Consider the following 19,036-nt stretch of genomic DNA (forward strand, 5'->3'; position numbering starts at 1 on the left):
TATGGCTATGGCGTCGGCACGATCGACAGCTACGTTCCGCATATCGTCGGCGGCGTGAAGTACACGCAGGGCTGGGGCGGCATCAGCGGCGTCGTTGCTTACAACAGCAACTGGGAAGAGTGGGCCGGCAAGGTTCGCTTGGATGTGAACGTCAACGATGCCTTCTCGCTGTTCATCATGGGCGGCTACGGCACCGACGACAATGCTCCGCGCAACTTCTACAAGGTGTGGGGTGGCAACTGGGCAGTGTGGGGCGGTGGTACCTACAAGTTCAACGAGAAGACCTCGTTCAACCTTCAGGTTTCGTATGACGAAGCCAAGGAATTCGGTCTCGCGGCGAACGTTGCCTACACGATCGTTCCCGGCTTCTCGGTCATCACCGAACTCGACTGGGCCCACAACGACCACGACAACAACGGCTTCAACTGGACCGGTATCCCGGACGGCAAGAAGAACGCTCTCGGCGGCTTCGTCCGCTTCCAGCGCGACTTCTAAGGGCTGGAACCCTACAGGTGAAATCCGGCCCGGGCGCTTCCACGCCCGGGCCGTCTTTGTTTCCGCGACTGCGGCAATTCGAACGAAAGGATGGGGGTGAAACGGTAAGCTGATCGAGTCTGTTGATCGATCTTGTGGGTTCCGCGCTGGCGGATGAGATCGTCGATAAGATTCGAAAACTCTTGAAAGGACACTCTCAAGCGGTTAGGGCTGGTCCCTTAACCACAGGGGGTGTGGCTAAAATGTCGAACGAAGCGGTTCAAGAGGGTGAGCCCTCTGGTCATTTTGCGGTATTTTCTTCTCAGAATTCGAACTTTCGATACACCTACAACAAGATCCGAGAAGTAAAGTCGTATAGGATCGGAGAGCTTTTCGCAGCTTATCGAGATATACTCTGGGATGATGGGCGGCATAAATACAATGTTAGCTCTTTCATCGGTGAAATAGACGAGATCCTTCTGGGAGAGCGTTTCAGTACCTTCGACCAGAACACCCTGGACAATCTTATCGGTACATTGCGCCAGCGCGGCAACAGCAACGCAACCATCAATCGCAAGATGGCTGCCCTCAGCAAATTGCTGCGTAAGGCGCATAAGATGGGAGATATACACAGCCTGCCCGAGTTCCGCCGCCAGAAGGAGCGGGCGGGACGGATTCGTTTCCTCGAAAGGGACGAAGAAGCAAGGCTGTTCGCGGCGATCAGGAGCCGCAGCGAGGATGCCTACAGGCTTTCCGTCTTCCTGGTCGATACCGGCTGCCGCCTCGGCGAGGCGCTCGGCCTGATCTGGAACGACATCCAGGAACATCGCGTCTCCTTCTGGATCACCAAATCCGGCCGCAGCCGAACCATTCCGATGACCGAGCGCGTCAAGGAAGTCATCAAGCTGCCACCGAACACGGAAGGACGCCGGCCGAAAGGCCCGTTCACCAAGCTCACCCAAGCGCAGTACCGCGCGATCTGGAACGAGGCGAAGACGGAAGTCGGTCTCGGCGCCGACGAACAGGTGGTGCCGCACATCCTGCGTCACACCTGCGCTTCACGTCTGGTCCAGGGCGGTATCGACATAAGGCGCGTCCAGATGTGGCTGGGCCATCAGACGTTGTCGATGACCATGCGTTACGCGCACCTGGCCACCAACGATCTCGATGGCTGTGTCGTCGTTCTCGAGAAACCGCGCGGCGACGAAGCGTCGTCCCGCTCGGCCGAAGCCTCCGTCTTCGCTTCGCCCCTCACGACGCCGACCTCTGCCCCGCCGTCTCGGAAAGCGAAACGGCCGGAGCCGGCCAAGGCGCCCCGCAAGCGCTCGAAAGGCGAGTAGACCGAGCGGATCGCTCCCGCCGGCATGCGCAAATCTATATTTGGATGGTAAGCCCGGGACTGACATAGTCTCGGGCTTTATTTCATTTCTACTCGATATTCGATCCGATCGAGGAATGCGGCAATCTTTCCAGGCAAGTCACCGGTTTCGAGGAAGGGCGCGTGGCCCTGGCCTTCGACGGTGATCTGTTCCATGCCGGGGTGCCGCTCCTGCATCGCTTGAAGCGTCGCCGTGGAAAGCAGTTTCGAGTTTGCGCCGCGAATGGCGAGCAGTGGAATGGCGGCGAGCGCGTCGAACTGCGGCCACAGATCCGGTAACGGCTTGCTGAAATCGATGCCGGCCAGCGTGTCGACCAGGGCCGGATCGAAATCCGGCACCCAGCCGGCATCCGTTTCGCGGCAGATCGCCCGGACCATCCGCGCCCAGTCGGCGTCGGTGAGCGCCGGGAAGTCGGCGCCGTGCACGCGCCGCTGGGCCGCGACCGCCTCGGCGAAGGTCTTCGGTTTCGGCGCACGGTCGAGATAGGAGCGGATATGGGCGAGGCCTTCCGCCTCGATCACTGGGCCGATGTCGTTCAGGACGACGGCTTTCAGCACCGCCGGCTTCAATGCGCCGAGCACATGGGTGATCAGGCCGCCGCGCGACGTGCCGACGAAGGCGGCCTGTTCGATGCCGAGCGCAGACAGCCCGGCAAGCACGTCGCCGGCTTCGACCCCGACTTTATAGTGGCCGATATCGGGATCGTGGCCAGATTGCCCGCGGCCGCGGTAGTCGAAGGCAATGACTTTCCGGGGGATCTCCGTTTTCCTGGAAAGATGGATCGCGAGTTCATGAAAGTCGCGCGCATTGCGGGTGAGGCCGGGCAGGCAGACTACCGGGCAGCCCTTGGCATTCGGTTCGCCATAGATCCGCGCATGGAGTTTCAGTCCGTCGGGCGCGGGATAAAAGAAGTCGGAGAAACCTTCGTCGCTCGCCATCGCAATGCCGCTCCTCGCTGGATGATCGACAGCTACAGGCGAGGGCAGGGATCGTCAAATGGGGAGTTCTTTCCTTCTCCCCTTGCGGGAGAAGGTGGATCGGCGCGTCAGCGCCGAGACGGATGAGGGGTTTTCCAGCGGAGTGAGACGTCGGCGTTTCCTGGAGCGCAACAGGCCCACAAGGGGAGAAGGAAAGAACTTCAACTGCGCCCGTTCACGAGGTCGCCCACGATGTCGTATTTCCCTGAAATACGCATCTTATAAACCTCATAATTCTCCATCACGCGCTGCACGTAACTTCTTGTTTCCGTGTAGGGAATCCGCTCGATCCAGTCGACGACCGCATCGATGTCCTTGCCGCGCGGATCGCCGTATTTCACCGCCCATTGGGCGGCGCGGTTCGGGCCGGCATTGTAGCCGGCGAAGGTCAGCACGTAGGAGCCGCCGAAGCGGTCGAGCTGTTCGCCGAGGAAGGCCGAGCCCAGCGTCGCGTTGTAGCCGGCATCGGTCGTCAGCCGCGCCTGCGAGAAGGTCATGCCGGCCTTCTTCGCCAATTGCTTGGCGGTGCCCGGCATCAACTGCAGCAGGCCGCGCGCGCCGGCGCTCGAAACGGCGCCGATATTGAACTCGCTTTCCTGGCGGGCGATGGCATAGGCGAGCGCCTTGCCGGACCCCGAAATGTTGGCCGAATCGGGAATGACACCCAGCGGATGCGAAAGCGCGCCGACATCGATGCCGCGCTGCGCGGCGATCTTGCCGACCTTCAGCGCCATGAAATGGTTGCCCTGCTTTTCGGCCAGCACCGCAAGCAGCGCCAGTTCGCCCGGGCTGGTCAGTTGCCCGGCAAGGTCGCGGTAGAGCGTCTCGGCGTAGCGGTCGTAGCCTGCTTCCTGCAGCCGCTTGATCGCGCCGACTGCTTCTCGATTGTCAAAGCTCTGTCGGTCGGCGGCACTCGGTTTCGGATAGACGATGTTGAGCGTTCTCAAGCCCACGCGCTCGCCCGCGAGCTGGCCGTAGAAGGTCGTGCCGTAGCCGGCCGCACGCGTGAAATAATCCTTGGCGTTGCCCGGGCCGCCGACTTCCGCCGCGCGGCCGAGCCAGTAATAGGCGCGCGACAGCGACACCGGTCCCTGGGCGAATTCGGTGATGCGCGTGAAATGCCCGGCGGCGGTCGCCGGGTCGTTGAGGCCGCGCAATGCATACCAGCCGGCGTGGAATTCGGCTTCGGCGGCGTTCAGCGGGCTCTCGGCGGCGTGCATGGAGACGATCTTGTAGGCGGTCTTCATGTCGCCCTGGTCGACCAGCTCACGCGCCAGCACGCGGCGTTCGACCCACCAGGCATCGGGGTCGACCAGCAAATCGCGATCGGTCGGCGCCTTCATGACGATTGCCGCGGCATCGGCGAATTTCTGCTGCTTGCGTAGATATTCCGCCTCGGCGAAGAAATAGCCGGCGGAGCGCTGCGCGGCGGGTACCGCCTTCAACAGCTTGGCGGCGTTCTTGTCGCCCTTGTCGGCAGCCGCCCAGGCATCCGCCAGGGGCTGTGCTCCGGCGAGGCCGGCGACCCTCAGCGCCGAGGACGGCCGGTCGGCATAGAACATGCGCTCCATGCGGTAGCGATGGTCGGCCGCCGGGATCAGCGCGCCGAACTCCTTGATGACGGTCGCCTCGTCCTTTGCTTCCAGCTTCTCGGTGCGCCAGAACGGCACCAGCACCGCGCGCGCCGCGGCCTGGTTGCCCAGCGCCATCTGCGAGCGGGCAAGAATGATCACACCCTCGGGCGTCAGCGGCTGGCTGCGGCCGAAGGCCTGCACCACCACTTGCGGCGGCGGGTTCTCGCGATAGAGCGCGCGCTCGCTGTTCTTGCGCAACGCGATCGTGCCAGGCCATCCCGGCAGCATCTTGGCCGCGTTGGCGATCTCGCCGCTCGGCACCTGATCGCCGCCGTAAAGCGCGATCGCCCAGGCAAGGATGTGCCGGTCGAGCGAGGTGGCGGGCAGCGTGTCGCGCGCATTGCGCGCGCCGACGATGTTGTTGGCGGCGAGCGCATCGAGCCCGCTCTTCAGTTGCGCTATGTCGGGGGCGGTCGACATCTGGCCCGTCGCCTGCGGCGCATCGGGTGCCGGAATCGAGGCCGTCGCGCGCACATCGACGCTGCCGCCGATCGCCACGGTGGGCATCAGCGCGACGATCGCGCCCAAAAGCGCGAAAAGATGGGGCCGCCTCGTCGGCATTTTACGATCCTAGCACATCGTCAGCAGGCGCGGGCATTTGAGAACCCGATGCGAAGCCTAAACTTAGGTCGTGAAGGGCTCGTAAACAAAAGGTTATCGAGGTCGTTCGAATTGCGCTTACTGGTGTCCCGATTCTGAAATTCACATGACCTTGATATCGGTTGCGGCGCGAATTTCAGAATCGCAGGGACACCAGCCAACTGTCGAATCCAGTGTCGTTTTGGTTTTCGATGTTCGCCCTGAGCCTGATATCAACGTCTGGCGAACATCGAAAACCACGACACTGGCACTACGCCGATGCTTGCCGCTGAACCATGTCGAGACTATGGTGCGCGGCTTCGCTTTCGGGTAGAAGGCGCGCAACCAACCGATCTAATGAACACCGATGCATGTCGCCCAAAAGTGGGAACCGGTTTTGGGACGACGACACGCATAAACCGACAAAGTTCCAAGGAGTTTGGACGACATGCTGAGAGGCTCGCTGACTGCGCTCGTGACACCGTTCGAAAAGAGCGGGCGCTTCGACGAGAAAGCCTTTCGCTCGTTTGTCGAATGGCAGATCGCCGAGGGCACCAAAGGTCTCGTTCCCGTCGGCACCACCGGCGAGTCGCCGACGCTGTCGCATGAGGAGCACCGTCAGGTCGTCAAGGTCTGCATCGAGGTGGCCAAGGGCAGGGTGCCCGTCGTGGCCGGCGCGGGCTCCAACAACACCGAGGAAGCGGTCGGGCTGGTTCAATACGCCGAAAAGGCCGGCGCCGATGCAGCGCTGGTGGTCACGCCCTATTACAACAAGCCCACGCAGCGCGGACTCTATGAGCATTTCGCCGCCGTCGCCAGGGCGACCAGGCTGCCGATCATCATCTACAATATCCCGCCGCGTTCGGTGATCGACATGACGCCGGAGACGATGGGCAGGCTGCGCCACGACTTCAAGAACATCGCCGGCGTCAAGGACGCGACTGGCAAGGTCGAGCGCGTCTCCTATCAGCGCATGCACTGCGGCGAGGATTTCATCCAGCTCTCCGGCGAGGATGCATCCGCCCTCGGCTTCAACGCCCATGGCGGTGTCGGCTGCATTTCGGTCACCTCGAATGTCGCGCCACGGCTCTGTGCCGAATTCCAGGAAGCGACACTCTCCGGCGACAGCGCCAAGGCGCTCGACCTGCAGGATCGGCTACTGCCGCTCCACGAGGCGATCTTCATGGAGCCCGGCGTTTCCGGGTCGAAATACGCGCTCTCGAAGCTGGGCAGGATCGAGAACGTGGTGCGCTCGCCGCTGGTGACGGTCGAGGCTTCGACCGCGCAAAAGATCGACGCGGCGCTCAAGCACGCCGGCTTGATTAATTAGGGATGAGGCGCCACCTCTCCGCATTATGAATCAAGTCAAGAAAGCCGACCCCAACAACAGGACGGTCGCCGAAAACCGCAAGGCGCGCTTTTCCTATGAGGTGCTCGACACGATCGAGACCGGCTTGGTGCTGACCGGCACCGAGGTCAAGTCGCTGCGCCAGGGCCAGGCCAACATCCAGGAGAGCTATGCCTCGGCCGAAGGCGGCGAGATCTGGCTGATCAACTCCTATCTGCCGGAATATCTGCAGGCCAACCGCTTCAACCACGAGCCGCGCCGCCGCCGCAAACTGCTGGTCTCGAAGCGCGAGATGGCCAAGCTCTCGCAAAGCGTCGAGCGCGAAGGCATGACGCTGGTGCCGCTGAAGATCTATTTCAACGACCGCGGCCGCGCCAAGCTGCTGCTGGCGATCGCCCGGGGCAAGAAATTGCACGACAAGCGCGAGACCGAAAAGCAGCGCGACTGGTCGCGCGAAAAGGGCCGGCTGCTGAAGGAGCGCGGCTAAAGCAATTCCAGGAAAAGTGCGTAGCGGTTTTCCGTTCGGAATTGCGTCAAAACAAAAGAGCTTTCGCCGCCGGCGAAACAGGCCGCCTGAAAAAAGCCACCGGCCGGCTCTCTGGTCCGGCGCAATTCTCACCTTCCGACGGGGACGGGTCTTGGGGAAGCGGATTGTTTTCTGGGGCCTTGCCGGCGTGGTTGTCGCCTGCGCCGTCGTGGCAGGCGCCTATTTGTGGTTCCGTGGCTTTTCGCCGGACCGCGCGGAGTTCCCGATCCGAGGCATCGACGTCTCCCACCATCAGGGCAAGATCGACTGGCAACGCGTCGCGGCAGACGATGTCGCCTTCGCGATCATCAAGGCAACCGAAGGCGGCACCCATGTCGATACCCAATTCGCAACCAACCTGCGCGAGGCCCGCGCGGCCGGCCTGGCGGTCGGCGCCTATCATTTCTTCACCTTCTGCCGCCCCGGCGCCGATCAGGCGAGGAACTTCATTGCGGTGGTGCCGCGCGGCGAGCCGCTTCTGCCGCCGGTGGTCGACATCGAGTTCGGCGGCAACTGCCCGCAGCGTCCGTCTCCGGAACAGTTGAACGCCGAGCTCGCCGCCTTCCTCGGCCCGGTCGAGACGGCGTTCGGCAAGCAGGCGATTTTCTATCTGACCGACGAGGCGGCGGACGCCTATTCCGGCACCATCCTCAATCGCCAGCACTGGCTGCGGTCACTGGCGATCAGGCCGCGCGGGAACGACTGGATCTACTGGCAATATCACAACATGGGCCGCGTCGACGGCATCGAAGGCGATGTCGATCTCAACGTTTTGAAGGGCAGCCGCGAGACGCTGGCCGTGTTGTTTGCGCCGACGCCGTGAGTGCCCGGCGGCAGCCTTGAATCTGTTTCTGCGGCGTTTTGCGTATATCGCTGAAAAGTCTCATGATCCGCGTGACGCCGGTACATTCAGGCTTGCGCCGGCACTAGGTCTTCCGGTCGCCGAGAAGGCCATTCCCGCTGCCATGATCGCGATGGCTGCGAACTGGATGGCCATCGGCGTTTCGCCGAGTACCGCCATGCCGACAATCACCGTTGCGATCGGTATGCCGGGCAGGAACAGGGACGCCGCCTGCGGCCCCATTTGCCGGACGATGTAGGTGTAGAGGAACATGGCCGCCGCGCCGGCCAGAATCCCTTGGATCACGATCTGGCTGACGATCTCCGTAGCCGCCGCGGCATGGATATGGCTTGGCGCCAAGAGATAGAGAACCGGCAACGGCAGGCACGACAGGAGCACCACCGCGGCCGTCGCCGTGACCGGATCGGCACGCCATAGCCTCACGAGAACGGCATAAGTCGAAAACATGAGGCCCGATCCGATGAACAGCACGTCGCCGATCAGGGCGCCGCCGGTGCCGCCACGCGCCGCGGCGATGAACAGCAACAGCCCGGCGATGATCGCGCCGACGCCGATTGTCCGTCGTTGCGAAACGCCGTCGTCGAAGAAGACGCGCGACAGCAGGGACGAAAAGAAGACGATCGACGCAGGACAGAGCGCGGCCGCGTGGGCGGCAGGCGCATAGGTCAGGCCCCAATTGATGATCAGCGGATAAGGCAAGCCTGCCAGTGCCGCCAACGCCAGAGCCCGTCGCCAGCCCAGCGCCCTCATGGGAGCGAAGCCGCTGCGCCAGACGATCGGCAGAAAGACCACCCCCGCGCCGCCAAAGCGCAAAACGGCCAAATCTGTCGCCGTCAGAATGCTCCCGGAGGCTGAAGCGAGCGGCGACGAATTGGATAGCGTAGATGCCGATCATGGTGAGGCCGGCGATAATCGCCAGTCTCGTGTTCCCTGCGTCATCTGCGTCTGCCACGACTTGCCACCCATAAGGTCGTCGGAGGTGAAGACCGTCTCCACCGCTGCGGCGAAAGCGCAGACTATTGTTCAGCCCTCTGTGTTGAAATACGCTGTTTTTCGAAAATGATAGCGGAATTCACATCAAAAAGGCAGTTTTAAAGTGAATCAAGAAGCAAGCTACCTCGACGCGGTCGACCGCAATCTTCTTCGGCTGCTGCAGGAGGATGGGCGTCGCACTACGCTTGATCTGGCGGCGCGTGTCGGCTTGTCGCCGACCGGCACGAGCCAGCGGGTGAAACGACTGTACCGCGAAGGTTACATCATCGCGGTCAGAGCCGTGCTCGATCCCGCCAAGATCGGCCGCGGCACGCTGGTCTTCATCGAGGTACGCCTCGATCATACGGCGCCTCATATTTTCGAGCGTTTCGCCGAAGCTGTTATCAAGGCGCCTGAGGTGCTGGAATGCCATATGGTCGTGGGCGGCTTCGACTATCTGGTAAAGGCGCGTATCTCGGAAATGGCCGCTTATCAGGATTTTCTGACCCGGGTCATCCTACCGTTGCCCGGGGTGAAGGAGACGCACACTTACGCCTCGATCGGCGAGGTGAAGCCGGATGCGCTGCTGCCGGTATAAGCGGGCGCGGGATTACTCCAGGGCGCCTGAATCTAGGTCTTCAGGAACGCCGCAATCTCCTTGAACACATTGACGAACATCTCCTGTGTCAGCACGCCCGTATTGGTGTTGTAGCGCGAGCAGTGATAGCTGGAAAACAGCGCGACGCCGCCGGCCTGCTGCCGGCCGCCATGGCGGAACGGAATGGCCGCCACGCGCTCGCCCAATGCCCGCACCGTCGACTGATGCGCGATCGAGCCCAGCGTCAGTATGGCGCTGAGATTGGGAAAGCGCGCGATGGTCGGCTTGAGAAAGGTCCGGCAGGTGGCGATCTCGGCGCCAATCGGCTTGTTCTCCGGCGGCACGCAGCGCACCGCATTGGTGATGGCCGCGCCGACAAGCTCGAGCCCGTCATCCGGCCTTGCCTTGAACTCGCCGCGCGCCAGGCCATGCGCGATCATCGTGCCGTAGAGCAGGTCGCCGGCGTAGTCGCCGGTGAAGGGGCGTCCCGTGCGGTTGGCGCCGCGCAGGCCGGGCGCCAGCCCGACGATCAGCAGGCGGACTGAATCTTCGCCTTCCGGCGGCAGGAAGGTCGGCACCGGCGCGTTGAACCAGCCGGGCTCGCGCTCGCGCCAAGCCGCGATGAGATCATGCAGCCGCGGGCAAAGCGGGCAGTCACGGTCGGGTTCGGGGGAGGGCGCGGCGCTCAACGCCACCGCCCGTCAATAATCGTCCTCGTCGACCTCGGCAGGTTCCGGCCGGCGCGCGGGCCGCTCGGACGGGTCGCGGCCGACTTCGCTCTTCAGCGACATCAGGTCGATGAAATGATCGGCCTGGCGGCGCAGGTCGTCGGAGATCATCGGCGGTTGCGAGGCCATGGTCGAGATGATCGACACCTTGCGGCCGCGCCGCTGCAGCGCTTCGACCAGTGTGCGGAAGTCGCCGTCGCCGGAGAAGATCACATAGTGATCGACGACATCGGCGAGCTCCAGCGCATCGACGGTCAGCTCGATGTCCATGTTGCCCTTGATCTTGCGGCGGCCGGTTGAGTCGGTGAATTCCTTGGCGGGCTTCGTCACCACCTTGAAGCCGTTATAGTCGAGCCAGTCGATCAGCGGCCGGATCGATGAATATTCCTGATCCTCGACCAGCGCGGTGTAATAGTAGGCGCGCAACAGATAGCCGCGCTTCTGGAAGCTCGACAGGAGCTTGCGGTAGTCGATGTCGAAGCCCAGCGCCCGGGATGTGGCATAGAGATTGGCGCCGTCGATGAAAAGAGCGATCTTTTCACGGGGATCGAACATTGAAAAACATTCCTTTCGAAAATTTCTGTCGTCTAAAAGCGTTTGACGAATAGGTCCGACAAATGGGCCGCGGTGCCGTCACATCCGAGATAACGCGCAATTTGTGGATATCCAAGGGCGGGCCCCTGCATTGCAAGCAATTGTGATCGCCACTATATGGGCAGTTTCATGGCGTAGCGCGGTGATGAGCCAGGCAACGACCCGCAAAGCTGACGTCGACGCCATGAAGCTTGTATTTCGGCCGCGCCCGCGTTATGGAGCGCGCCAGCTTTCCATCAAATCCATCGCATGAAAGGGGCAGTCCATGGCCCGCGTAACCGTTGAAGATTGCATCGACAAGGTCGACAACCGTTTTGAACTCGTGCTGCTCGCCGGCCACCGCGCCCGCCAGATCAGCCAGGGCGCGCAGATCACCGTTCCGCGCGACAATGACAAGAACCCTGTCATCGCGCTGCGCGAGATCGCCGACGAGACGCTGTCGCCCGACGACCTCAAGGAAGACCTGATCCATTCGCTGCAGAAGCATGTCGAGGTCGACGAGCCGGAAGCCGAGGGCGAGGCGATCACCGACGAGACCGGCGCGACCGTCGCTGCTGCCGACACCGACGACGCCGAGGAGAACGTTACGTTCGACCGCATGAGCGAGGAAGATCTGCTCGCCGGCATCGAAGGTCTGGTGCCGCCCGAAAAGAGCGACGACTACTAAGAGCTATTGTCCGGGTTGGATCAACCATCCAGGACTTCCGTATCTTAGGTTTCGTGGCTATCTATGAGGTGCGTCGCACGCCAGTGCGGCGCATCAATCATTTCAGCACCGCGAGATCCCGCCCATGATGCGTCAGTATGAGCTTGTCGAGCGCGTCCAGCGCTACAAGCCTGACGTCAACGAGGCGCTGCTCAACAAGGCTTATGTCTATGCCATGCAGAAGCATGGCCACCAGAAACGCGCCTCCGGCGATCCCTATTTCTCGCATCCGCTCGAAGTCGCCGCCATCCTCACCGACATGCATATGGACGAGGCGACGATCGCTGTTGCCTTGCTGCACGACACGATCGAGGACACGACGGCGACAAGAGCCGAGATCGACGAGCTGTTCGGTCCGGAAATGGGCAAGCTGGTCGAAGGCCTCACCAAGCTGAAGAAGCTCGACCTGGTCTCGAAGAAGGCCGAGCAGGCGGAGAATTTGCGCAAGCTCCTGCTCGCGATCTCCGAGGATATTCGCGTTCTTCTGGTCAAGCTCGCCGACCGCCTGCACAACATGCGCACGCTCGATCATATGCCCGAGTCCAAGCGCCTGCGCATCGCCGAGGAGACGATGGACATCTATGCGCCCTTGGCCGGGCGCATGGGCATGCAGGGCATGCGCGAGGAACTGGAAGAAATCGCCTTCCGTTACATCAATCCGGAGGCTTATCGCGCCGTTACCGCAAGGCTTGCCGAGATTTTCGAGCGCAACAAGGGCGTCCTGCAGGAGATCGAGACGGCGCTATCGGGCCTGTTCGAGAAGCACGCCATCAAGGCGAGCGTGAAGAGCCGGCAGAAGAAGCCGTGGTCGGTGTTCCGCAAGATGGAGGCCAAGGCGCTTTCCTTCGAGCAGCTCTCCGACATTTTCGGTTTCCGCGTCGTGGTCGATTCCGTCGATGACTGCTACCGCGCGCTTGGCGCCATCCACACCACCTGGTCGATGGTGCCCGGCCGCTTCAAGGACTACATCTCGACGCCGAAGCAGAACGACTACCGTTCCATCCACACCACCATCGTCGGCCCGTCGCGCCAGCGCGTCGAATTGCAGATCCGCACCAAGGAGATGAACAAAATCGCCGAATATGGCGTCGCCGCGCATTCGATCTACAAGGACAGCGGCGGCAAGACGAACGGCGCCGGCCACGCGATCTCCAGGGAGACCAACGCCTATGCCTGGCTGCGGCGCACCATCGAGCAATTGGCCGAAGGCGACAATCCCGAGGATTTCCTCGAAAACACCAAGCTGGAACTATTCCAGGACCAGGTGTTCTGCTTCACGCCCAAGGGCATGCTGATCGCGCTGCCGCGCGGCGCCACCCCGATCGACTTCGCCTACGCCGTCCACACGGATGTCGGCGACACCTGCGTCGGCGCCAAGGTCAATGGCCGTATCATGCCCTTGATGACGGAGCTCAAGAACGGCGACGAGGTCGAGATCATCCGCTCCAAGGCGCAGGTGCCGCCCGCCGCCTGGGAATCGGTCGTGGTCACCGGCAAGGCGCGGGCCGCCATCCGCCGCGCCACCAAGAATGCGATACGCAAGCAATATTCCGGTCTCGGCGCCCGCATTCTCGAGCGCGCCTTCGAGCGCGCCGGCAAGACCTTCACCAAGGAGAGCCTGAAGCCGGTTCTGCACCGGCTGGCGCGCAAGGACATCGAGGACGTGCTGGCCTCGGTCGGCCGCGGCGAACTGAGCTCCACCGATGTCATGAAAGCGGTCTTCCCCGACTATAAGGACGAGCGCGTCACCGTCGCGCCGCCCAAGCAGCGCGAGGAAGGCTGGTCGAAGATCCGCAACGCCGCCGGCATGCTGTTCCAGATGCCCGGCACCCGCGCCGCGAAGAAGGACAAGGACCAGCAGCGCGATGGCGCGGTGCCGATCCGTGGCGTGCGCGGCGACCTGCCGGTGCGCTTCGCCCCGGAAGGGGCGGTGCCCGGCGACCGCATCGTCGGCATCATCCAGCCCGGAACCGGCATTACCATCTATCCGATCCAGTCGCCGGCGCTGCAGGCCTTCGACGACCAGCCCGAGCGCTGGATCGACGTGCGCTGGGACATCGACGAACGCACCAAGGAACGTTTCCCGGCGCGCATCTCGGTCACCGCCATCAATGCGCCGGGTTCGCTGGCCGACATCGCCCAGGTGGTGGCGTCCAACGACGCCAACATCCACACGCTGTCGATGATACGCACGGCGCCCGATTTCACCGAGATGCTGATCGATCTCGAGGTCTGGGACCTCAAGCATCTCAACCGGCTGCTGTCGCAGCTGAAGGACAATTCGAGCGTCAGCGATGCGCGGCGCGTTAACGGCTAAATGACTGGACCCTGACCGCGAAAAGTGGAACGGGTCAGGGATTGAATGGGGATAAAAATGAACACCGACGAAGTGCTGGGCATTTTCCGCGAGGCCGGCGCCGTTCTCGAAGGTCATTTCATCCTGACGTCCGGCCTGCGCAGTCCGGTCTTCCTGCAGAAGGCGCGGGTCTTCATGCATGCCGACAAGACCGAGCGCCTGTGCAAGGCGCTGGCCGAGAAAATCCGGAAAGCGGTGCCGGGCAGGATCGACTATGTCGTCGGCCCGGCGATCGGCGGCCTGATCCCGGCCTATGAGACCTCCCGTCATCTCGGCGCGCCGGCGATCTGGGTCGAGCGGGAAGGGGGCGAATTCAGGCTCCGCCGCTTCGAGATTGCCGAAGGCTCGCGCGTCGTCATCGTCGAGGACATCGTCACAACAGGCCTGTCGATCCGCGAGACCATCGATTGCCTGCGCGAGATCGGCGCGGAAGTGGTGGCGGCCGCCTGTATCATCGACCGCTCGGCCGGTAAGACCGATGTCGGCGTGCCGCTGATCGCGCTTGCCGAATATGAGGTGCCGGCCTATCCCGCCGACCGCCTGCCGCCGGAACTCGCCGCCATTCCCGCCGTTAAGCCGGGAAGCCGCAACATCTGACTCCCCAATGTATGAAACCAACCACTTGAGCGCATCGCTTGAATCTCTTTCGCAGCGACGCGCGCCGAGGCCGCAATGATCGCGGGCATCGACCATTTCGTGCTGACGGTCCGCTCGGTGAAAGCGAGCTGCGAGTTCTACGAGCGTGTGCTCGGCATGCGGCGCCTGGATGAACCGAACCGGCCGACCGCGCTTCTGTTCGGCGCGCAGAAGATCAACCTGCATGAGGTCGGCCGCACGTTCGAGCCGAAGGCCAAGACGCCGACGCCCGGTTCCGGCGATTTCTGCCTCGTGGCGGCGGTGCCGCTTGCAGAAGTCCAGGCCAGCCTCGAAGCCAATGGCGTGGCGATCGAAGTCGGCCCGGTCTTACGCACCGGCGCGCGCGGCCCGATGATGTCGGTCTATTTTCGCGATCCCGACGATAATCTGGTCGAGGTCAGCGAGTACCGGCTCGACTGAGATCGAGCCGCATGGCGCAGCGCTGGCCCAAAGCCATGCCGTGATCGGCCTCGTCGCTGAGCAGATCGGCCAGCCGTCTGTCGATCTCGGCGCCTTCCAGGATGCGAAATCCGCACCGCTGATAGAAGGGCGCGTTCCAGGGGACGTCGCGAAACGTGGTCAGCGTCACCGCTGCCAGGCCGCGCTGCCTGGCGTCCCCGACCGCCCGTTCAAGCAAAGCCCGGCCGATGCCCGAACCCTGCCGGTCGAGGCGAACGTCCAACTCCCAGATATGCAGCGTATCGCCCTCCATCCCGGCGCTCAGGAACCCGACCGGCCGGTCCTGATCGTCGGCGGCAACCCAGCATGCGCCACCGGCGATCAGCGCGCAGTGCCGCTCCGGGCTGACATTGTCTCCGTCGGCGAGCCACGCCAGTTCCGGAATGGCGCGGAACGCTTCCCCGGCCGATTGTTCAATAGGCGGCAATGCCTCGGCGTCCTCGGCCCGCGCCAGTCGAATGGTGATCATCGGCTCCGCATCCTGGTTCTTCTCCTCAGTTTCGCCAGAATGAAGCCGTTGTTACAGCCTGCGGCAGACCATCGCGGCGGCGTTTCGTTGTTACGCGGCCTGGCCGTCGCTATATCAAAGACTTGTTGCCTTTCTGCGCCATCGAAGCGCAAGATATGTTTGGCGCGACCCGGTGGTGGCAGGGGCAGCGCATGTTGGACCGGGAACTGGAACAGAGTGCTTTTTCGACGCCGAGAGCCTGATGGCCTCCTTGAGCGGGTGCGTACTTATCTTTGGCCGCGCCGCTCGTTCTCGCGTTCCGTGCAATATTTCTCCAAACGCATCCTGCGGCTGAAGGCGACGCCGCATTCCGTCGCTGCCGGCGTTGCCGCGGGCGTTTTCGCTTCCTTCTTCCCGCTTGGCTTCCACTTCATCGTCGCTGCCGTTTTGTGCTGGATCATCGCCGGCAATCTGGTCGCGGCGGCGCTCGGCGCCGTGTTCTTCGGCAATCCGTTGACCTTCCCGCTTTTGTGGGGCGCGTCCTGGGAAACCGGCAAACTGCTCCTGCATGAGCACCTGCCGAAGCACGGCCCGCCCGAGCATCTGGGCGAAATGATGCACAAGCTCTCCTTCGCGAAGCTCTGGCACCCCGTTCTGGAGCCGATGCTCATTGGCGCGGTGCCGCTTGGCCTCGTCTTCGGACTCGTGTTCTACGCCATCACGCGCTGGGGCATGACCGTGTTTCGCGAGCAGCGCAGGAAGCGCATGGTCGAGCGCGCCGAGAAGAAAGCGCGGCAGGGCGGACGGGAAGTGCCGGCGGAATGATCATCGGCATCGGCAGCGACCTGATCGACATCAGACGCATCGAAAAATCGCTGGAGCGGCACGGCCGGCGCTTCGTCCAGCGCATCTATACCGAGGTCGAACAGGCCAAGTCGGAAAAGCGCGCCGCCCGCGCTGCCTCCTATGCCAAGCGCTTCGCCGCCAAGGAGGCTTGCGCCAAGGCGTTGGGCACCGGCATGGCCGAGGGCGTGTTCTGGCGCGACATGGGCGTGGTCAACCTGCCGAGCGGCGCGCCGACCATGGCGCTGACCGGCGGCGCCGCGGCCAGGCTGGAGAAAATCCTGCCGAAGGGCCACTGTGCGCTGATCCATCTCACCATCACCGACGATTTCCCGCTTGCTCAAGCCTTTGTGATCATCGAGGCGGTGCCCGCCGAACAAGCGCCACATTGATTCCATTTGACCACGAGCGGCATGACGTTGCTCAGCGCCCGCCGAGACTCTATACCAACATCGCACAATCGAGGACGACATGAGCGTGGCTGAAAAATCGCAGAAGAAATCCGGCGGGCTTGGTGAAACCTTCTCCGTCATCATCCAGGCTCTGCTGCTCGCGCTCGTCATCCGCACGCTGCTCTTCCAGCCTTTCTCCATTCCGTCGGGCTCGATGCGCCCGACGCTGCTCGAAGGCGACTATCTCTTTGTCACCAAATGGGCCTATGGCTATTCGCGTTACTCGCTGCCTTTCGGCCCAGATCTTTTCTCGGGTCGTATCTGGGGCGCCGAGCCCAAGCGTGGCGACGTGGTGGTATTCAAGTTCCCGCCGGATCCGTCGGTCGACTACATCAAGCGCGTCGTCGGCCTGCCCGGCGACAAGATCCAGGTGAAGGACGGCCAGCTTTTCATCAATGACGTCGGCGTGCCGCGCGTAAAGACCGGCCAGATCGACAATCCCGATGTCACCGAGGAAAACCGGCCGATCGATGTCTATCGTGAGACGCTGCCGAACGGCGTCAGCTACGACACGCTCGACATCAACTCCGATTCGATCGGCGACAACACGCGCGAATTCGTCGTGCCGGCCGGGCACTATTTCATGATGGGCGACAATCGCGACAATTCCTCCGACAGCCGCTTTGCCGTCGGCTATGTGCCGGCCGAGAACCTTGTCGGCCGCGCCAACGTCATCTTCTTCTCGATCGCCGGCAAGGCGAGCCCGCTCGAGATATGGAAGTGGCCGTCGCTGATGCGCGCCGGGCGCCTGTTCCATTTCGTCCACTAGAGCGATGGCGGCCAGCAAGCGTTTGACCGCCGATGCCCTCGCCGAAGCGCTTGTCGAGCGCACCGGCCATGTCTTCGCCGACCCTCAGCGCCTGCAGCGGGCGCTGACCCATGCAAGCGCCCGTTCGACCCATGCCGGCGTCGACTACGAGCGTTTCGAATTCCTGGGTGACCGCGTTCTCGGCCTTGTCGTGGCCGACATGCTGCTCGCGGCCTTTCCCGATGCCGCCGAGGGCGAGCTTTCGCTGCGTCTCAACGCGCTGGTCAATGCCGAGGCGCTCTCGGAAATCTCCGAACAGATCGGCCTGCCGGAACTCGTGCGCGCCGGTTCCGATGTGCGCAATCTCGAGGGACGCAAGCGCACCAATCTACGCGCCGATGCGCTGGAATCGCTGATAGCCGTGCTCTACCTCGACGGCGGGCTGGACGCGGCGCGTGCGTTCATCCACCGCTACTGGCGGCCGCGCTCGCAAGCGACAGGGGCTGCGCGGCGCGACGCCAAGACCGAATTGCAGGAGTGGGCGCACCAGGCGGCCGCCGGCGCCGTGCCGGCCTACCGCATCGACGGCCGCGAGGGACCGGACCACGATCCGCTGTTCACGGTCAGCGTCGAGGTCGGCTCTTTTGCTCCCGCGACCGGCAGCGGCCGGTCCAAGCGCGAGGCCGAGCAGGCGGCGGCGGCTACTCTTTTGCTGCGCGAGGGCGTATGGAGCGCGGCATGACCGCAAACCAATCCCCCGAGAGCCCCAACACCCGCTCCGGCTTCGTCGCGCTGATCGGCGCGCCCAATGCCGGCAAGTCGACGCTGGTCAACCAGCTTGTCGGCGCCAAGGTGTCGATCGTCACCCACAAGGTGCAGACCACCCGCGCCATCGTGCGCGGCATCGCCACGCATGACAACGCGCAGATCGTCTTCGTCGACACGCCCGGCATCTTCAAGCCGAAGCGGCGGCTGGACACCGCGATGGTGACCACCGCCTGGGGCGGCGCCAAGGACGCGGATGTCGTGGTGCTGCTGATCGACGCCGAGCGCGGCATCAAAGGTGACGCCGATGCCATCCTCGACCGGCTGAAGGACGTCCGGCAGCCGATGCTTCTGGTCCTCAACAAGGTCGACCGCGTCAAGCCGGAAACGCTTCTTGCGCTGGCCGCGACAGCGAACGAACGCGTTCCGTTCAAGCGCACCTTCATGGTCTCCGCGCTCACCGGCTCCGGCTGCAAGGACCTGCTCGACTATCTCGCCGAGACGCTTCCAGCCGGTCCCTGGTATTATCCAGAGGACCAGATATCCGACCTGCCGATGCGCCAGCTCGCGGCCGAAATCACGCGCGAGAAGCTTTATCTGCGGCTCCATCAGGAGCTTCCCTATTCCTCGCATATCGAAACCGAGAAATGGGAAGAGAAGAAGGACGGCTCGGTGCGCATCGAGCAGGTCATCTATGTCGAGCGCGACAGCCAGAAGAAGATCGTGCTCGGCCACAAGGGCGAGACGATCCGCGCCATCGGCCAGGCCGCGCGGATGGAAATCGCCGGCATCCTCGAGCAGAAGGTGCATCTCTTCCTGTTCGTGAAGGTGCGCGAGAACTGGGGCGACGACCCCGAGCGCTACCGCGAGATGGGGCTGGAATTTCCAGGGTAAGCCGGTTTGCGTCGCTCCAAACTTGATTTCGCCGCGCAACAGGTGAAAAGCTCCGCCC

Annotated in this window: 21 protein-coding genes; 15 read left to right on the plus strand and 6 right to left on the minus strand. The window is 63.1% G+C overall.

Translation table 11 applies throughout. The features are described from left to right. Both FJ414_RS10795 and FJ414_RS10800 read left to right on the plus strand, forming a co-directional pair. The coding region (locus tag FJ414_RS10795; RefSeq protein WP_140644351.1) for a porin at positions 1-495 on the plus strand (495 nt) is incomplete at its 5' end. 242 nt (positions 496-737) lie between these two features. Then, positions 738-1,814, plus strand: coding sequence for a site-specific integrase (locus tag FJ414_RS10800; protein WP_140644541.1), 1,077 nt, complete (start codon positions 738-740; stop codon positions 1,812-1,814). Between the two features lie 77 nt (positions 1,815-1,891). Here the strand turns inward: FJ414_RS10800 and FJ414_RS10805 are convergent, their stop codons facing one another. Next, positions 1,892-2,791 (minus strand): alpha/beta hydrolase, encoded by a 900-nt coding sequence (locus FJ414_RS10805; RefSeq protein WP_140644353.1) that lies wholly within the window; start codon positions 2,789-2,791, stop codon positions 1,892-1,894. Positions 2,792-2,991: 200 nt separating this feature from the next. Next, the gene (locus FJ414_RS10810; RefSeq protein WP_140644355.1) at positions 2,992-5,025 is read right to left on the minus strand and encodes a lytic transglycosylase domain-containing protein; all 2,034 of its coding nucleotides are present in this window, start codon (positions 5,023-5,025) and stop codon (positions 2,992-2,994) included. Positions 5,026-5,491: 466 nt separating this feature from the next. Between FJ414_RS10810 and dapA the strand changes: the two genes are divergently transcribed. The 3 genes from dapA to FJ414_RS10825 all read left to right on the plus strand — a co-directional run bounded on the left by dapA (position 5,492) and on the right by FJ414_RS10825 (position 7,740). Beyond that, positions 5,492-6,373 carry a 4-hydroxy-tetrahydrodipicolinate synthase gene (gene dapA, locus FJ414_RS10815; protein ID WP_140644357.1) on the plus strand — a complete coding sequence of 294 codons (882 nt, stop codon included), beginning with the start codon at positions 5,492-5,494 and terminating at the stop codon, positions 6,371-6,373. A gap of 25 nt (positions 6,374-6,398) precedes the next feature. After that, positions 6,399-6,878: an SsrA-binding protein SmpB gene (gene smpB / locus FJ414_RS10820; RefSeq protein ID WP_041002108.1), complete on the plus strand. Its 480-nt coding sequence runs from the start codon at positions 6,399-6,401 to the stop codon at positions 6,876-6,878. 151 nt (positions 6,879-7,029) lie between these two features. Further along, positions 7,030-7,740, plus strand: a complete 711-nt coding sequence (locus FJ414_RS10825; protein ID WP_140644359.1) for a GH25 family lysozyme — start codon at positions 7,030-7,032, stop codon at positions 7,738-7,740. 60 nt (positions 7,741-7,800) lie between these two features. On the opposite strand, the gene FJ414_RS10830 is transcribed toward FJ414_RS10825, so the two are convergent. Further along, the gene (locus tag FJ414_RS10830) at positions 7,801-8,601 is read right to left on the minus strand and encodes a DMT family transporter (protein WP_246672362.1); all 801 of its coding nucleotides are present in this window, start codon (positions 8,599-8,601) and stop codon (positions 7,801-7,803) included. Between the two features lie 274 nt (positions 8,602-8,875). On the opposite strand from FJ414_RS10830, the gene FJ414_RS10835 reads away from it, so the two are divergent. Further along, positions 8,876-9,349, plus strand: coding sequence for an Lrp/AsnC ligand binding domain-containing protein (locus tag FJ414_RS10835; RefSeq protein ID WP_140644361.1), 474 nt, complete (start codon positions 8,876-8,878; stop codon positions 9,347-9,349). A 32-nt stretch (positions 9,350-9,381) separates the two neighbouring features. Here the strand turns inward: FJ414_RS10835 and FJ414_RS10840 are convergent, their stop codons facing one another. After that, a complete protein-coding gene (locus FJ414_RS10840; RefSeq protein ID WP_140644363.1) occupies positions 9,382-10,038 on the minus strand; it encodes a uracil-DNA glycosylase in 657 nt (218 codons plus the stop codon). 12 nt (positions 10,039-10,050) lie between these two features. Then, positions 10,051-10,632, minus strand: coding sequence for an NYN domain-containing protein (locus tag FJ414_RS10845; protein ID WP_140644365.1), 582 nt, complete (start codon positions 10,630-10,632; stop codon positions 10,051-10,053). Positions 10,633-10,936: 304 nt separating this feature from the next. On the opposite strand from FJ414_RS10845, the gene rpoZ reads away from it, so the two are divergent. The 4 genes from rpoZ (at position 10,937) to FJ414_RS10865 (ending at position 14,789) form a co-directional block, all read left to right on the plus strand. After that, positions 10,937-11,338, plus strand: coding sequence for a DNA-directed RNA polymerase subunit omega (gene rpoZ / locus FJ414_RS10850; RefSeq protein ID WP_140644367.1), 402 nt, complete (start codon positions 10,937-10,939; stop codon positions 11,336-11,338). 124 nt (positions 11,339-11,462) lie between these two features. Further along, complete coding sequence (locus tag FJ414_RS10855) at positions 11,463-13,694, plus strand: bifunctional (p)ppGpp synthetase/guanosine-3',5'-bis(diphosphate) 3'-pyrophosphohydrolase (protein ID WP_140644369.1); 2,232 nt, start codon at positions 11,463-11,465, stop codon at positions 13,692-13,694. Positions 13,695-13,751: 57 nt separating this feature from the next. After that, a complete protein-coding gene (gene pyrE / locus FJ414_RS10860; protein ID WP_140644371.1) occupies positions 13,752-14,330 on the plus strand; it encodes an orotate phosphoribosyltransferase in 579 nt (192 codons plus the stop codon). A gap of 75 nt (positions 14,331-14,405) precedes the next feature. Further along, the gene (locus tag FJ414_RS10865) at positions 14,406-14,789 is read left to right on the plus strand and encodes a VOC family protein (protein WP_140644373.1); all 384 of its coding nucleotides are present in this window, start codon (positions 14,406-14,408) and stop codon (positions 14,787-14,789) included. Here the strand turns inward: FJ414_RS10865 and FJ414_RS10870 are convergent. After that, positions 14,767-15,297 (minus strand): GNAT family N-acetyltransferase, encoded by a 531-nt coding sequence (locus FJ414_RS10870; protein WP_140644376.1) that lies wholly within the window; start codon positions 15,295-15,297, stop codon positions 14,767-14,769. The genes FJ414_RS10865 and FJ414_RS10870 overlap by 23 nt on opposite strands. Positions 15,298-15,513: 216 nt before the next feature. On the opposite strand from FJ414_RS10870, the gene FJ414_RS10875 reads away from it, so the two are divergent. The 5 genes from FJ414_RS10875 to era all read left to right on the plus strand — a co-directional run bounded on the left by FJ414_RS10875 (position 15,514) and on the right by era (position 18,978). Next, the gene (locus FJ414_RS10875) at positions 15,514-16,101 is read left to right on the plus strand and encodes a DUF2062 domain-containing protein (protein WP_140644378.1); all 588 of its coding nucleotides are present in this window, start codon (positions 15,514-15,516) and stop codon (positions 16,099-16,101) included. Continuing rightward, positions 16,098-16,511 carry a holo-ACP synthase gene (gene acpS / locus FJ414_RS10880; protein ID WP_140644380.1) on the plus strand — a complete coding sequence of 138 codons (414 nt, stop codon included), beginning with the start codon at positions 16,098-16,100 and terminating at the stop codon, positions 16,509-16,511. Before FJ414_RS10875 ends, acpS begins: the two co-directional genes overlap by 4 nt. A gap of 79 nt (positions 16,512-16,590) precedes the next feature. Then, entirely contained in the window at positions 16,591-17,340 is a 750-nt protein-coding gene (gene lepB / locus FJ414_RS10885; RefSeq protein ID WP_140644382.1) for a signal peptidase I, read from the plus strand. Positions 17,341-17,344: 4 nt separating this feature from the next. Then, the gene (gene rnc, locus FJ414_RS10890) at positions 17,345-18,061 is read left to right on the plus strand and encodes a ribonuclease III (protein WP_140644384.1); all 717 of its coding nucleotides are present in this window, start codon (positions 17,345-17,347) and stop codon (positions 18,059-18,061) included. Further along, on the plus strand, positions 18,046-18,978 hold the full coding sequence (era, locus tag FJ414_RS10895) for a GTPase Era (protein ID WP_181181587.1): 933 nt from the start codon (positions 18,046-18,048) through the stop codon (positions 18,976-18,978). Before rnc ends, era begins: the two co-directional genes overlap by 16 nt. Positions 18,979-19,036: the final 58 nt, after the last annotated feature.

Origin of the sequence: Mesorhizobium sp. B3-1-6, assembly GCF_006439555.1 — a bacterium.
Classification (GTDB): Bacteria; Pseudomonadota; Alphaproteobacteria; order Rhizobiales; family Rhizobiaceae; genus Mesorhizobium.